The following is a 14,659-nucleotide window of genomic DNA, read 5'->3' on the forward strand; positions in this document are numbered from 1 at the left end:
GACGGCGTCCGCCGATACCGCGAAGCGCGTGTCACATCGGCTCGCCCCGCGCGGTCTACCTGGTGACGGACAACGAAGCAGAGGGAATCATGCGACAGATCCTGATCGTCGGCGGCGGCTACGCGGGCTTCTACACCGCGTGGGGCCTGCAGAAGAAGCTGCGTCCGGACGAGGCGGAGGTCACGGTCGTCGACCCGCGCCCGTACATGACCTATCAGCCGTTCCTGCCCGAGGTGGCGGCCGGTTCGGTGGAGGCACGGCACGCCGTCGTCTCGCTGCGGCGCCATCTGGGCCGCACCCGGCTGATCGCGGGAACCGTGACCGAGATCCGGAACGCGGACCGTACGGTGACCGTCCGCCCGGTGCGCGGAGACGCCTACGAGCTGCGCTACGACATCCTCGTGGTCACCGCCGGTGCCGTGACCCGCACCTTCCCCGTCCCCGGACTCGCGGAGCGGGCCATCGGCCTCAAGCACGTGGAGGAGGCCGTGGCGATCCGGGACCGGCTGATGACCGCGTTCGACCAGGCCACGTCGCTGCCGCCCGGCCCCGAGCGGCGCAAGCTGCTCACCGTGACGTTCGTCGGGGGCGGGTTCTCCGGCGTCGAGGGCTTCGGCGAACTGCTGTCGCTGGCGACCGCGATGCTCAGGTCGTATCCCGAACTGACCGCCGACGACCTCTCCTTCCACCTGGTCGAGGCCCGCGGTCGCATCCTGCCCGAGGTGAGCGACAAGCCGGGTGCGTGGGTGGTGCGCCACCTGGAACGCCGTGGCGCGCAAGTCCACCTCAACACGCAGTTGCTGTCCGCCGAGGACGGTCATGTCGTCCTCTCCGACGGCCAGGAGTACGACTCGACCCTGATCGTGTGGGCCGCAGGCAACGCCCCGAACCCGGTCGTGCACAACCACACGGACCTGCCGGTCGACGAGCGCGGCCTGCTCCTGGTCCGTCCCGACCTGCGCGTGGGCACGGACAGCGCACCGGTGCAGGACGTGTGGGCGGCCGGGGACGACGCGACCATCCCCGACCTGGCCTCGCCGGTGCCGGGCGCCCGCACGGTGCCGAACGCCCAGCACGCCGTACGACAGGGCAGGCTCCTGGCGAAGAACCTCGTGGCCGACCTGCGCGGGCGGCGCGTGCGGAACTACCGCCACAGCACCCTGGGCGTGGTGGCGACGCTGGGGCTCGGGCGGGGCATCTTCCAGTACAAGGGCATCGTCATCAAGGGCTTCCCGGCCTGGCTGATGCACCGGGGCTATCACGTGCTGGCGGTGCCCAGTTGGGAGCGGAAGATCCGCGTGCTGGCGGTCTGGCTCACGGCCGCCCTGACCGGCCGGGACCTCGTCTCCCTCGCCTCCGTGCAGCACCCGCGCGACGCCTTCGTCACGAACGGGCGCGCGCAGGGCCCGGGCACCGACCGGACGAAGGAGGGGAGCACGGCATGACGACGCGGGGTCCCCGTTCCCGTCGGGGGTACGCCATGACCGCACGCGAGGAGGCCGCTCGCGGGCTGCCCGACATCGAGGGCTTCCTGTACGAGGAGGCCCACCTGGGAGCGACGCGCCGCCGCGTGGCCGGCCTCGCCACGCGTGTGGAGGGGCTCACCGCCGCGCAGAAGCGGGACATCGGCACGTGGTACGTCGACGAGCAGCGACGCGTCGCCCGCATGGTGACCGACCACATCGCCGAGCGCGTCGCCGAGCAGGTCGCCGCGCTGGAGGCGCAGCACCGGGTCCGGATCCGGCACTGGCTGCGGGGCACCCTCGTCTCCATGGCCCTCATCACCCTGGCGATGAGCGCCTGCGTGGCGGTGATCCTGGGCTCGTCACGCTGACCGCCGGGTGTGGACCCTCACCGGCCGCCACCGCCGTGGGTGCGGGGCCGGTTCCAGGAGCGGAGTTCGTCGGGGTTGAGCACGACCCAGAACTGTGCGACCCGGTCGTTCGCCACGTCGATCCTGATGACGGCGGCGACCTGATGGCCGTAGCGGGCGACCAGGCCGGTGCGGCCGTTGACGGAGTGGGTGGTCAGGGTCGTGTGCGGGCGTCGGGGCAGGAGCCTCAGCAGGCTGTCGGCGACCGGCCGGGCGCCGTGGACCGGTCCGGTCAGGGCGCGTATCCTGCCGCCGCCGTCGAAGACCGCCGTGACGTCCGGGCACACCAACGACGCGAGCAATTCGCCGTCCTCGGTGACGCAGGCCCGGCACACGGCACGGACCACACCGTCGTGCTGCCGCGGTGTGGTCGCGCGGGTGCGCTCCAACTCCAGCCACCGCCTTGCCCGTTCGGCGAGTACGGCAAGGTCGGGCTCCGTGCGGGGGTCGGCGCCCTCCCCCACGTCCGACGGCTGTCCGTACCCCGGCAGGCCCAGGCAGATCCCGCCCACCGTCCTCGCCGGCCAGGACCGGGGAACGGCGCCCTCGGCCATACCCCGTGAGACCGGGGACCCCCGGACCTTGTGACACGGGTCGCGGCGACCGCGTGTCACACCTGCGGCGGCCGCCCGGTCTTAAAGGCAGGGCAGCACCGCGCTCTTCCTTGACCGCCGAACGAGGTGACCATGCAGGATCTCGAAGGGGACCGAAAGGCCGTACGGACAAAGGGCGAAAGAGTGGCCGACTGGGCCGACGGACGTCTGGGTGTCCGCCGCCTGATCCGCGCAAAGACGCGACGGGTCTTTCCGGACCACTGGTCGTTCCTGCTCGGGGAGATCTGCCTCTACAGCTTCGTCATTCTCCTCGTCACGGGTGTCTATCTGACCTTCTACTTCCACCCGTCGATGAACGAGGTGCGGTACGACGGCAGTTACGCACCGCTGCGCGGCCAGATGATGTCGGAGGCGTACGCCTCGACCCTGCGCATCTCCTTCGACGTCCGCGGCGGTCTGCTGATCCGGCAGGCCCACCACTGGTCGGCGTTGATCTTCGTGGCCTCCCTGCTCGCGCACATGATGCGGGTGTTCTTCACGGGCGCCTTCCGCAAGCCGCGCGAGGTCAACTGGCTCTTCGGATTCCTGCTGTTGGTCCTCGCCATGTTCGCGGGCCTCACCGGATACGACCTCCCGGACGATCTGCTCTCCGGCACCGGCCTCGCCGTCGTCAACGGAACGATCCTGTCCATCCCCGTCGTCGGGACGTACGTGTCGATGTTCCTCTTCGGGGGCGAGTTCCCGGGCCACGATCTGGTGGCGCGCTTCAACACCATCCATGTGCTGATCATCCCCGCCCTCATGGTGGGACTCCTGATCGCGCATCTGGCCCTGGTGCTCCACCACGGGCACACCCAGTACCCGGGCCGAGGACGCACCAACAGCAACATCGTGGGGGTGTCGGCCAAGGTACGGGCCGTCAAGTCCGCCGGGTATTTCCTGCTGGTGACCGGCGCCGTCCTGGTCATCGCCGCGGTCGCGCAGATCAACCCCGTCTGGCAGTACGGGCCTTACCGCGCCGACCAGGTCTCGGCCGGCTCGCAACCCGACTGGTACATGGGCGTGGCCGACGGACTGCTGCGGGTGATGCCCGGCTGGGAGATCAGCCTCTGGGGTCACACCCTCACGCTCGACAATCTGATTCCGCTGACCGCGGGCGTCGGTTTCTTCCTCGCCCTGGGCGTCTACCCGTTCATCGAGGCCTGGGTGACCCGGGACGCGCGCGAGCAGAACCTGCTGGACCGACCCCGAAATCGGCCCGTACGCACGGCACTTGGCGTCTCCTGGCTCAGTTTCTACGCCGTGGCCCTGATCGGCGCCGGGAACGACATCATCGCCGTCCGACTCCATGTCTCGGTCGAGTCGGTGACATGGGCCGTCCGCATCGGTCTGTTCGTCGTGCCGGTCGCGGCGTACTCCCTGACGAAGCGATGGGCGCTCGGACTTCAGCGCGGCGACCGCGAGAAAGTACTCCACGGACGCGAGACCGGGATCGTCAAACGCCTGCCCGACGGAGAGTTCGTCGAGGTCCACGAGCCGCTCGACCAGGAACAGTTGCACCTTCTCACCCAGCACGAGCAGTACCGCCCGATCGACCCCGGCACCCGGAATCTGCGCGCCCGGCTCAGCGAGCGCCTCTACGGCGAGAACGCGCAGATCACCAAACCCACGGCGCGGGAGTTCGAGGGCAGGGAAATACCGGCCGAAGAAGTGCACCGGTGACCAAGTCCGTTGCAGAGACGGGCAGTTGAGCGCATGTCGAGCAGATGAGGAGATGGACGGTCTTGGACGTCTACGAGGCGGTCACGAGCCGGCGGGCGGTACGCGGGTTCACCGAAAGGGAGGTCCCGAGGGACGTGCTGGAGCGCGTGCTGTCCGCCGCGGCCCGGGCGCCGTCCGGGTCGAACATCCAGCCGTGGCGCGCCTACGTGGTGAGCGGCGAGCCGCTGGCCGAGATCAAGAAGCGCGCCGGCGAGCGCCTGGCCACGGGTGACCCCTGGGACGAACCGGAGTACGAGCAGTACCCGCCGACGCTCAAGTCCCCCTACCGCGAACGCCGTTCCGCCTTCGGCGAGCAGCGCTACGGCGCGCTCGGCATCCCGCGCGAGGACATCGAGGCGCGCCAGCGGGCCGCCTCCGCGAACTGGGACTGCTTCGGTGCGCCGACCGCCCTGTTCTGCTACATCGACCGCGATCTGGGCCCCGCCCAGTGGTCCGACACCGGCATGTTCCTGCAGACCGTCATGCTGTTATTACGCGCCGAAGGACTGCACAGTTGCCCGCAGATGGCCTGGGCGAAGTTCCGCGGGAGCGTCGCGGAGTTCCTGTCGCCCCCGGACGAACTCACGCTGTTCTGCGGCATGTCGATCGGGTACGAGGACGTCACGGTCGACAACTCCCGTACGGGCAGGGCTCCTCTCACGGAGACGGTCACGTTCGTCGACTGCTAGCACCGCGATCGTGCTGCCGAAACAGCTCCGGGTGGCCCTTTCGAAGGAAAGGGCCACCCGGAACGGTCACTCTCTACTGATCCCTACTTCTGCTGGGCGAGCCAGTCGGCGAACCGCGTCCCGGCGATCTGCGCGTCCGGTCCCGGCAGGAGCGTGTCGTCCTGCAGCTCGGCGCCCCAGTACGTCGCTTGGGGGTCGGTGACGATCTTGCGGGGGTCGTCCTGGGCGCTGAGTCCCATCCGGATGAACTCCTCCAGCCGGAACGCCTCGGGACCGGCGACCTCCGCCACGCCGCCCACCGGGTCGCCGAGCGCGGCGCGGACGACGGCCGCGGCCACGTCGTCGGAGACGATGGGCTGGATCCTCGCGTCGGGCAGGTGCACGGTGTCGCCCTGGGTGACCCCGTCGGCGAGTCCCTTCGCGAACTCGAAGAACTGGGTGGCGTGGACGATGGAGTAGGGGTTGCCGGACGCCTTGATCAGGTCTTCCTGGGCCTGCTTGGCGCGGAAGTACCCGCTCCCCAGGAGGCGTTCGGTGCCGACCACGGACAGGGCCACGTGGTGCGCGACGCCCTCCTCGGTCTCCGCCTTCAGCAGGTTGCCCGTCGAGGCGCGGAAGAAGTCCATGACCGCCTGGTCCTCGAACGAGGGCGAGTTCGACACGTCGACGACCACCGACGCGCCCTTCAGGACCTCGGCCAGTCCCTCGCCCGTCAGCGTGTTCACGCCGGTGCTGGGCGCCGCCGCGACCGCCTCGTGCCCGAGCTCGCCGAGCCCGGCGACCACCTTCGAGCCGATGAGCCCGGTTCCACCGATCACTACGACCTTCATGACGGACTTCCTTTCGGGTGTTCCTGATGCCTGTACCTACTGAAGACCGGGCACGCGCTCTGTCTGTGACACCTCCCGTCGGACTTCTGTGGGACGTCTATTCGACGAGCTTCCCCGCGGTCGAGACGTCCGTCATCAGGGCGGATATCTCGTCGGGGACGGCCGGGATGTCCTCGCGGGTGACGCCCGCGGTCGGGGACCAGACGAGGTTCACCCGCAGCGCGGGGTCCTGGCCGGGGTAGTCGCTGCGGTTGTGGCAGCCCCGCGTCTCGCGCCGCTCCAGCGCCGATTCCAGGGTGGCCCGGGCCGCGAACGCGGCCGACTTGAGGTCGAAGGCGTGCGCCAGATCCTGGTAGCCCGCGATGTCCGGGTGGATGCCGACGGCCTCCATGCGCTTCTCGATCACCGCGAGTTCCGCGAGTCCGGCGAGCAGGCCGTCCTCGTCGCGTACGACGCCGGCGTGCTCGGTCATGGTGTCGCGGATGGCGCGTTGCAGGGCGCGTACGTTCTCGGGCCCGTCGGCGGCGAGGAGTCCGTCGAGCTCAGCGCGGGCCTCCGCGACGGCGGACGCCGAGCGCGGCTGCGCCGTGAGGGACTGCGAGTACGCGGCGGCGGCCCGGCCGGTGAGGCGGCCGAAGACCAGCAGTTCGATGAGGCTGTTGCCGCCGAGCCGGTTGGCGCCGTGCAGTCCGCTCGACGCCTCGCCGATCGCGTACAGGCCGCGTACGTCGGTGCTGTGGTCCTCGGGGCGCACCCACACACCGCCCATCGAGTAGTGCGCGGTGGGCGCGATCTCGATCGGCTCGCGGGTGATGTCCAGCATCTGGAGGTCCATCAGGGTCTGGTAGACGCGGGGCAGCCGCGTCATGATCGTCTGCCGGGGCAGGTGGGAGACGTCGAGCCAGACCCCGCCGCCTGCCGTGCCGCGCCCTTCCTTGATCTCCGTGTACGCGGCCAGGGCCACCCGGTCGCGGGTGGACAGTTCCATGCGCTCGGGGTCGTAGCGGGACATGAAGCGTTCCCCGAGCGCGTTGCGCAGGATGCCGCCCTCGCCGCGGGCGGCCTCGCTGACCAGGGTGCCGGCTGCGCTCTCCGGTTCGATGATGCCGGAGGGGTGGAACTGCACCAGCTCGGCGTCGCGCAGCCTGGCCCCGGCCTCCACGGCCAGCCGGAAGGAGTCCCCGGTGTTCTCGTCGCGCCGCGAGGAGGTGCGCCGCCAGATGCGGGTGTGACCGCCGGCTGCCAGGACGACCGCGTCGGCGTGGATGACGTAGCGCCGTCCGCTCCTGAGGTCGAAGCCGTACGCGCCGAACACGGCGCCCTCGTGCACCAGCAGCCGGGTGATGTACACGCCCTCCAGCACCGGGATGTCCAGTTGTTCGGCACGGCGGATGAGGGTGCGCTGGATCTCCAGGCCGGTGTAGTCACCGGCGAACGCGGTCCTGCGGAAGGTGTGCGCGCCGAAGAAACGCTGCGAGATCCGGCCGTCCTCCTCCCGGGCGAAAGCCATGCCGTAGCGCTCCAGGTCCTCGATGCCCCGGGCGGCGCCCTGGGTGACGATCTCCACGGTGCGGGGATCGGCGAGGAGGTAGCTCTCCTTGAGGGTGTCGGCGGCGTGCTGCTGCCAGCTGTCCTCGGGGTCCATGGTGGCGAGCGCCGCGTTGATGCCGCCGGCCGCCAGCGCCGTATGGGCGTCGTCCTTGGGACGCTTGCCGACGGCGAGGACGTCGACACCGGCCTCGGCCAGTTCGACGGCCGCCCGCAGGCCGGCCCCTCCGGTGCCGATCACCAGCACCATGGTGGCAAGACGTTGTTCGGTGACAGCCACGGTCCACTCCGATCACTGGGGTCTTCACCCCCTACGACCGGGCGGCCCCGCGATCTGTGACAGCTCAGGACGTGGCGCCGCCGTCCAGAGAGGCCACGTAGGGTGCCAGCTTCTCCGGGTTCATGACCCACATGGCCCGCTCGACACCACGCTCCGAGATGTCGAGGGTGAGCACCAGCACCGGCGTCCCCCCGGCCGTGACGAGGGCGGCCGGCCCGCCGTTGGCCTCGACCCAGCGGATCTCCTTGCCCGGCCAGAAACGCGGCGCGAAAGCGGCCAGGTAGCGGGAGACGTGCACCAGCCCGACGACCGGGATCCTGGACGCCCCACGCAGCCCGTTCCCGTCGGTGTAACTGACCACGTCCTCCGCGAGAATGCCTTCGAGCACGGCCAGATCACCGGTCTGCGCCGCCGCGAGGAACACCTCCATCAGCCGTCGGTGCTCGACCGCGTCGACAGGCTTGCGACGCTCCGACGCGAGGTGCCGGCGCGCACGGCTCACCAACTGGCGCGTGTTGGTCTCGCTCGTCTCCAGCATGTCCGCGATCTGCCGGTACGGATAGTCGAAAGCCTCCCGCAGCACATACGCGGCCCGTTCCACCGGGTTGAGCCGCTCCAGCAGGAGAAGCACCGCCGTGTCGAGCGCCTCCGCCCGCTCGGCACCCAACTGCGGATCCGCGCGCGTGTCGACCGGCTCCGGCAGCCACGGCCCGATGTACGACTCGCGGCGCACCCTCGCGGACTGCGCGACATTGAGCGCGAGGCGGGCGGTGACAGTGGCGAGGAACGCCTTCGGCTCCCGGACCACACCACGATCGGCGCGCTGCCACCGCAGCCACGCCTCCTGGACCACGTCCTCGGCCTCCGTGACACTGCCGAGCACACGGTAGGCGATACCGAAGAGCTGGGGACGCACCGCCAGAAACACATCCGTCGCCTCGCCGAGGGAGCCCGTGCCGTCCCCGATACCCATGCGTGCCGCCTTCGTTCCGACCCGGTTCGCGCAAGCCCCTGCCCATGCTACGGCGGGCGTGCGCGGCCCGGCGGCGCAGGTCAAGACGCTGAAGGTCGTACGGCCGGTCAGGTACCGGTCTTCGCCTCGCGGGCGACGGCCGCAGGGTCGACGTCGAGTTCGGCGACGAGGCCGCGCACGATGGGCCCGTACTGCGGGTGGGCGAGCGCGAACGCCATCTGGGCGACCAGGTAGTCGGCCGGATTGCCGGTGTCGTACCAGCGGCCCTGGATGACCTGTCCGTACACCGCGCGGGAGGCGGCGTAGGCGTTGATGGCGTCGGTCAGATAGACCTCGCCGGTCCTGAGTTCGTACCAGCGGCGGGTCTGCTCGCGCAGTTCGTCGATGATTCCGGGCGTGACGACATAGCCGCCGATGGCCGCGTACGCCGACGGCGCGGCGGCGGGCTCGGGCTTCTCGACCAGACCGGTGATGCGCAGCTGACCGTCCCCGAGGTCCTCCTTGACCACGGGCACGCCGTAGCGCTGGGAGTCGACGGGGTCCATCGGCATGAGGGCCAGCACCGGGCAGCCGGTCTGCTCGTAGGCGCGGATCAGCTGCTGGGCACGCGGGACCTCGGCGACGAAGACGTCGTCCGGCCACAGCACGAGCACCGGTTCGTCGCCGAAGGACCGGGCCGCGTTCAGTACGGGGGTGCCGTTGCCGTAGGGACCATACTGGTCGAGGTACGTGATGTGACCCTGTCGGGCCAGCTCCGCGACCTCCTCCACGGCGTCCGCGTAGGCCGTCTTGCCGTCCTCGCGGAGCTGTTCGACGAGGGCGGGGTTGGGGCGGAAGTGCTCCTGGATCAGGGACTTGCCGCCCGAGACGACGATGGTGATGTCGGTGATGCCGGAGTCCACCAGTTCGCGGACGGTGTGCTCGATGACCGGCTTGTCACCGACCGGCAGCATCTCCTTCGGCGTCGCCTTCGTCAGGGGCAGCAGCCGGGAGCCGAGCCCGGCGGCGGGAATCACGGCCCTGCGAATCGTGGGGGACATCGCGTCTCTCTCCGGTCGAGGCTCATACGTCGTAGTCGTATGTCATACGTCGTCGTACCGGAGGGCACGACGTGCCGACGCTACCAACGCCCACCGCCGAGGTCGGTTCACCGGACGTCGACGTAGTCGGTGACCTGGGCGCTCTTCAGGTACCGGTCTCCGGTCTGGCGGCTGAGGGCGAGGGCCCAGGTGCCGTCCTGTCCGGCGGTCTCCATGCCGATGAGGTGGCCGTGCCTGTCGGAGCCCAGTTCGGTGACGTAGTGGTACTTGGTGGAGCCGCGAGGCTTGAAGTAGAGGGTGGGGGCACCGCCGGCGAGCGGTTTCCAGGCGGTGCCGTTCTTGTACTGGAGCGTGCCGGCGAAACTGAACGGCTGGTTCTTGCGGACCTTGTCGGGGGTGGCGTGGAAGCCGGTGATACGGGTGGCGTAGCGGACCAGGTGCACGGGCTTGGTGGTGTTGGTCTCCAGGTCCGGGTTGCCGTCGAAGCGGGCGCGCCAGAAGGCGTCGGTGGTCTTCGTGGTGAGGGTGCGGGCGAAGTCCTCCTCGAACAGGGGCTTGTTGTAACGGAGCTTGATGGGGATGGTGGTGGCGTTCTTCCAGCCGCTCTTGCCGTCCTTGGAGTACTGAAGGGTGACCGTGGGCTTGGCCGGCCAGTGCGCGTGTGCGTCCTCGTAGTAGACGTAGCCGGAGACCTTGAGGGACGAGGTGTCGGTGAGCTCCGCGGTCGCGTCGATGTGGGTGGTGTACGCGACGTGGAGGCTGAAGGGTTCGGTCGCGAACTGCTGGAAGGGCAAGTCCGTGGTGCCGAGCATGAGTTGGGCGGTCGGAGCGGCGTTGTCGGAGGACACGCGCAGCGTGTATGCGCCCTGGCTGTCGGTGGTCGTCAGACCGGCGACGAAGTCCGAACCGGTGGGTGTGGTGCCGAAGAGCCCGACGCTGGTGTGCGGCAGCGGCTGCCAGCCCGAGGCGGTCTGGATCTCGGCGCGGCCGGTGACGGTGCCGGTGGCGCCCTGCCTCAGGTTCAGGGCGTGCGTGCTCGCGGTGAAACGGACCGGTGCCTGCGTGGTGCGCAGATGCTGCTGGGGGCTCGACAGGTCGATCGCGCCCGGGTAGTTGACGGAGGCCCCGGGTGTGGCGGTCAGGTCGACGGACGTCCTGGTGGGGACGAAGGCGGCGGTGAAACGACCGTCGGCCGTGGTGGTCGCGGTCACCCGACCCCGCCCGGTCTCGATGTCGACGGGTACGCCGGCGGCGGGCGTGGAGGTGTCCGGGTGGCGGGGGTCCGTGGCGAGGGCGGTGCCGCTGACGGAGACCTGCTGGTGGAGGTAGTCCGGCACGGCGGGGGTGGCGGTCAGGCCGGGGATCGTGATGAGGGTCTGATACCGCAGTGCGTGTGGGGAGACCGCACCGGTGACGGTGGCTCCGGAGGCGTCCTCGATGTCGACGGTCACCCGGTAGTCGCCGAGATCGGCCAGGTGGACCGGCGCCCGCCAGGTGCCTGAGCTCGCGTCCTCTCCGGTGTACTGGGTGAAGTCCTCGGTCGATCCGGCCTCCGGCTCCCCCGCCGGTGCGTCCACCGGATAGAAGTGCGCCGTGATGTGGGTGAGGGGGCTGGTGGAGTGTGCGGTCACGAAGACCAGCCCCGGCTCGTACCAGCCGTCCGCGTCGGACAGGACGGGACCACCGGAGGCGTTGTCCGCCCGGGCCGGGGACAGGCCGCCCGTGAAGAGGGTGGCGGACAGGGCGGTTGCGGTGGCTGCCACCAGCAGGGTGCTGCGTCTCACGATGGTCCCCCAGGGAATCGACCGGCTTCGAGCATGAACTCGAGGATCGAGAACTCTAGTTCCGTGCTCCGACAGGGCAGCGGCCGGGTTCCTCATGGACGGCGTCGCGCAGCCCGCCGGACAGTTCGGCGCCGCCCCACGGCTCGCGGGCCGGCAACGTCTCGATCCCGTACGGGAGTTCCGCCATCGCCTCCCGCAGACCTACGGCTTCCAGCGCGAGGGATTGCCGGACCGCTCGCCCCACAACCCCGGCCCACCAGCCCCGGACACCCCAGAACCGTCCCGGTGGCGCGGGGGATTGGCCACCGGGACGGTGAACGTGGCGGGCCTCTCAGCCGCGCGGTGTCGTCAGGCCGGCGCGCCGACCGCGAGGTCCGACGCGTCGTCGGGGCGTACCTCGCCGTCCTCGTCGATGTCCGGCGGGATCGTCGACAGGGCGCTGGCGTGCAGGTCCTTCGTGCGCAGCATCGTGAAGCCGATGATCGCGGCGACGAAGCCGAGGATCGCGCTGAGCGTCATCGCTCCGTGGAAGGCGTTCATGAACGCGTCCTGTCCGGCGGCCAGTACCTTCTCGCGCAGCGGGCCCGCGGCCTGGGCGACGGCGTCGAGGCCACCGGCGCTGATTCCGTGAGCGGCGTTCTCCGCCGCGCCGTCACCGAGCTGCTTGCCGACGGCCGAGGAGGTGAAGTCCTGGGACACGGTGTGCTGGAAGTACGCGCCGATGCCGGCGATGCCGACCGCGATGCCGACCTGCTGGAAGGTCTCGTTGATGCCGGACGCGACACCGGACTTGGCCGGTTCGGCGACCCCGATGGCCAGCGCGGCGCGGGCCGGGTTGAAGGCGCCCATGCCGAGGCCGGAGATGACCAGCGCGGGGACGAGCACGGTCCAGGAGGAGTCGGCCTCGGTCAGGTTCAGGCACAGGATGCCGATGGCCATGACCAGGGTCGAACCGCCCAGCAGGAACCGGAAGGGGACCTTGCCGATGAGGCCGCCGCCGAGTGCGCCGGCCACGAACATCGCGCCGGTCAGCGGCAGGAACCGTAGACCTGTCCCCCATGCGTCCACGTGCAGCATGTTCTCCAGATAGCTGGTCTCGAAGAACACCGAGGGCAGGGCGCCCGCGTTGCCGATCATGGCGACGAGGGAGATGCCGACGAAGGTGGGGCTGCGGAAGAACGCCGGGTCGATCAGGGCGCGTTCACCGAGCCGGCGCTCGATGGCGACGAAGACGACCAGGAAGACGACGCTCGCCGCGTAGAGGCCGAGGGTGTTGCCGCTGGTCCAACCCTCCACCGGGCCACGGATGGTGGCGTAGACCAGGGCGCCGAGCGCGAGGCTGAAGGTGGCGAGGCCGGCCCAATCGGTGGGGTGGGCGCGCTTGTTGAGGGACTCGCGGACGCGCAGCGCGCCGATGAGGATGGCGATGACGCCGACCGGCACGTTGATGTAGAAGATCCAGCGCCAGGACAGCGAGTTGATCAGCGAGCCGCCGATGAGCGGTCCGGTGGCGACGGCGAGGCCGACGGCGGCGCCGAACGCGGTGAACGCGGTGGCCCGTTCCTTGCCGTGGAACTCATGGCTGAGCATCGCGGGTCCGACCGCGAACATGATGGCGGCGCCGACCCCCTGGATGGCCCGGAACCAGCTCAACTCCCCTGCTCCGTCGGCCAGTCCACAGGCCAGGGACGCGGCGGTGAAGATGGCGAAGCCGACCTGGAAGAGCTTCTTGCGGCCGATCCGGTCGGCGAGCGAGCCCGCCGCGACCAGGAAGATCGCCAGCGTGAGGGCGTAGGCGTCGAAGACCCACTGCAGGTCGGCGAAGCTGCTGCCCAGCGACTTGTGGATCTGCGGCAGCGCGATGGAGACCACGCTCAGGTCGAGCATCAGCATGAACGAGCCCAACGCGACGATCCCGAGTGTCCACCACCTAGTGGGAGAGGGTGCGCGTTCTGCGGACATGCGGGGACCTTCCAATCAACAGGAACTCTGGACCTTGGGATCTCTAGATGATGGAAATCTAGATGATTGGAAAGCCGTGAGTCAATGCCACCACGGTCGGTCACGGCGAACTCGTCACACGGAGTGACCGTCCCGGGCAACGACAAAGCCCGCGGTGCCGGTCGGCACCACGGGCTGGGACGAATGCGAGGGCGGGCTACGTCAACTCATGGGTGTTCTGCGTCAACTCTTGTGTGTACTACGTCAGTTGGCGGACGCGCCGCGTCAAGTCCACGCCGCGCCACACCGGTCCGAGACGGGTCCGAGGTCAGTCCGGGTCAGTCCGGGTCAGTCCGGGTCAGTCCGAGCAGACCGACGCGGGCCAGCGGCCGGCCATCAGCACGCCGAGCATCTTGCGCAGCACGGCCTGCTCCTCCTTCGAGAGGGCGCCGAAGAAGGCCGATTCGACCTCCGTGGCCACCCGGTCCGCCGTCGCGAGCGCCTCGCGGCCGGTCTCGGTGAGGATCAGGTTGTAGCGCCGGCGGTCGGCGGGGTTGCGGCGGCGCTCGACATGCGCGTTGCTCTCCATCTCGTCGATCACCGTCACGACCGTGGTCGGATCGAGGTTGAGCAGCCGGCTCAGGTCCTGCTGGGAGAGCTCGGGCCCACCGGCCAGCGCGGCCAGCACGAAGAAGTAGCGGATGCGCATGCCGACCGCACCCAGCGCCTTCTCCACGTCCTCCACCAGCACCAGCCCCGCCTTGTGGAGCAGATAGCCGGGACGCTCGGCGATCAGGAAGTCCTTCCGGGGCGACGCCCCGTTCTGCTCCACGGCGGCACTGCCGCTGCCACTGCTGCGCACCATGAGCCGGCTCCTTCGATCGTTGCAATCTCCACCATCGAAGATACAACGTTCCTCCGCGACCGAACCCCCGACCACCAGGGGAATCGACCCGGCCGCGAGCGACCGCCCCGGCGCTCCCGTCGCCCCGCGGAGACACCCGGGCCATACGGAATTCATCGGTCCGCCACTCACGACAGGCCCCCGGATGTTAAGCCGACGCAAAATTCGACGGAATGGAGTCGTCCGCATCCCGCGAAATGGAACGAGCCGTTCTCCAGCGACCATCGAGGTCAGCCACTCGGTGATCGATCACAGAACCGAACGTTCGAGCAGAGAAACAGAAACGCCGCGTGACCTGAGTCACGTGGCACCAAGTAGCGCGCCTGCTACGCTCTCGAAGCGCCTGGCCAGAACATTGCATTCTGCGACCGGGCCGCATACGGGGAAGAACACGGGGACGAAACCGCGCTTCGCGCAACGGGGGTTTCAAAATGGTTCAACATTCCATCAGCTGTCATATCGGACAACGCTGACGACGAGGA

The 14,659-nt window shown here is 69.6% G+C and carries 13 protein-coding genes; 4 read left to right on the forward strand and 9 right to left on the reverse strand.

The annotated features are described in order from the left end of the window. Positions 1-89: 89 nt before the first annotated feature. The gene (locus ACIRRY_RS36685; RefSeq protein ID WP_403981639.1) at positions 90-1,445 is read left to right on the forward strand and encodes an NAD(P)/FAD-dependent oxidoreductase; all 1,356 of its coding nucleotides are present in this window, start codon (positions 90-92) and stop codon (positions 1,443-1,445) included. Positions 1,446-1,480: 35 nt separating this feature from the next. Next, the gene (locus ACIRRY_RS36690) at positions 1,481-1,834 is read left to right on the forward strand and encodes a hypothetical protein (protein WP_403981642.1); all 354 of its coding nucleotides are present in this window, start codon (positions 1,481-1,483) and stop codon (positions 1,832-1,834) included. A 17-nt stretch (positions 1,835-1,851) separates the two neighbouring features. On the opposite strand, the gene ACIRRY_RS36695 is transcribed toward ACIRRY_RS36690, so the two are convergent. Further along, positions 1,852-2,427 carry a hypothetical protein gene (locus ACIRRY_RS36695; protein WP_403981644.1) on the reverse strand — a complete coding sequence of 192 codons (576 nt, stop codon included), beginning with the start codon at positions 2,425-2,427 and terminating at the stop codon, positions 1,852-1,854. 132 nt (positions 2,428-2,559) lie between these two features. On the opposite strand from ACIRRY_RS36695, the gene ACIRRY_RS36700 reads away from it, so the two are divergent. Continuing rightward, the gene (locus ACIRRY_RS36700; RefSeq protein WP_403981646.1) at positions 2,560-4,149 is read left to right on the forward strand and encodes a cytochrome bc complex cytochrome b subunit; all 1,590 of its coding nucleotides are present in this window, start codon (positions 2,560-2,562) and stop codon (positions 4,147-4,149) included. 62 nt (positions 4,150-4,211) lie between these two features. Next, positions 4,212-4,877, forward strand: a complete 666-nt coding sequence (locus tag ACIRRY_RS36705) for a nitroreductase (protein WP_403981648.1) — start codon at positions 4,212-4,214, stop codon at positions 4,875-4,877. Positions 4,878-4,960: 83 nt separating this feature from the next. Here the strand turns inward: ACIRRY_RS36705 and ACIRRY_RS36710 are convergent, their stop codons facing one another. The 8 genes from ACIRRY_RS36710 to ACIRRY_RS36745 all read right to left on the reverse strand — a co-directional run bounded on the left by ACIRRY_RS36710 (position 4,961) and on the right by ACIRRY_RS36745 (position 14,138). Beyond that, entirely contained in the window at positions 4,961-5,707 is a 747-nt protein-coding gene (locus ACIRRY_RS36710; RefSeq protein ID WP_403981651.1) for an SDR family oxidoreductase, read from the reverse strand. Between the two features lie 97 nt (positions 5,708-5,804). Continuing rightward, positions 5,805-7,505 (reverse strand): L-aspartate oxidase, encoded by a 1,701-nt coding sequence (locus tag ACIRRY_RS36715; protein WP_403982005.1) that lies wholly within the window; start codon positions 7,503-7,505, stop codon positions 5,805-5,807. A gap of 94 nt (positions 7,506-7,599) precedes the next feature. Continuing rightward, positions 7,600-8,508, reverse strand: a complete 909-nt coding sequence (locus tag ACIRRY_RS36720) for an RNA polymerase sigma-70 factor (RefSeq protein ID WP_403981654.1) — start codon at positions 8,506-8,508, stop codon at positions 7,600-7,602. 107 nt (positions 8,509-8,615) lie between these two features. After that, the gene (locus ACIRRY_RS36725) at positions 8,616-9,548 is read right to left on the reverse strand and encodes a UTP--glucose-1-phosphate uridylyltransferase (RefSeq protein ID WP_403981656.1); all 933 of its coding nucleotides are present in this window, start codon (positions 9,546-9,548) and stop codon (positions 8,616-8,618) included. Positions 9,549-9,655: 107 nt separating this feature from the next. Beyond that, the gene (locus ACIRRY_RS36730; protein ID WP_403981659.1) at positions 9,656-11,332 is read right to left on the reverse strand and encodes a hypothetical protein; all 1,677 of its coding nucleotides are present in this window, start codon (positions 11,330-11,332) and stop codon (positions 9,656-9,658) included. Between the two features lie 55 nt (positions 11,333-11,387). Then, positions 11,388-11,576 (reverse strand): hypothetical protein, encoded by a 189-nt coding sequence (locus ACIRRY_RS36735; RefSeq protein ID WP_403981661.1) that lies wholly within the window; start codon positions 11,574-11,576, stop codon positions 11,388-11,390. A gap of 104 nt (positions 11,577-11,680) precedes the next feature. Further along, positions 11,681-13,294, reverse strand: a complete 1,614-nt coding sequence (locus ACIRRY_RS36740; RefSeq protein ID WP_403981664.1) for an MFS transporter — start codon at positions 13,292-13,294, stop codon at positions 11,681-11,683. 337 nt (positions 13,295-13,631) lie between these two features. Next, on the reverse strand, positions 13,632-14,138 hold the full coding sequence (locus tag ACIRRY_RS36745) for a MarR family winged helix-turn-helix transcriptional regulator (RefSeq protein WP_403981667.1): 507 nt from the start codon (positions 14,136-14,138) through the stop codon (positions 13,632-13,634). Positions 14,139-14,659 lie beyond the last annotated feature (521 nt).

Origin of the sequence: Streptomyces sp. NPDC101776, from assembly GCF_044766845.1 — a bacterium.
Lineage (GTDB): Bacteria > Actinomycetota > Actinomycetes > Streptomycetales > Streptomycetaceae > Streptomyces.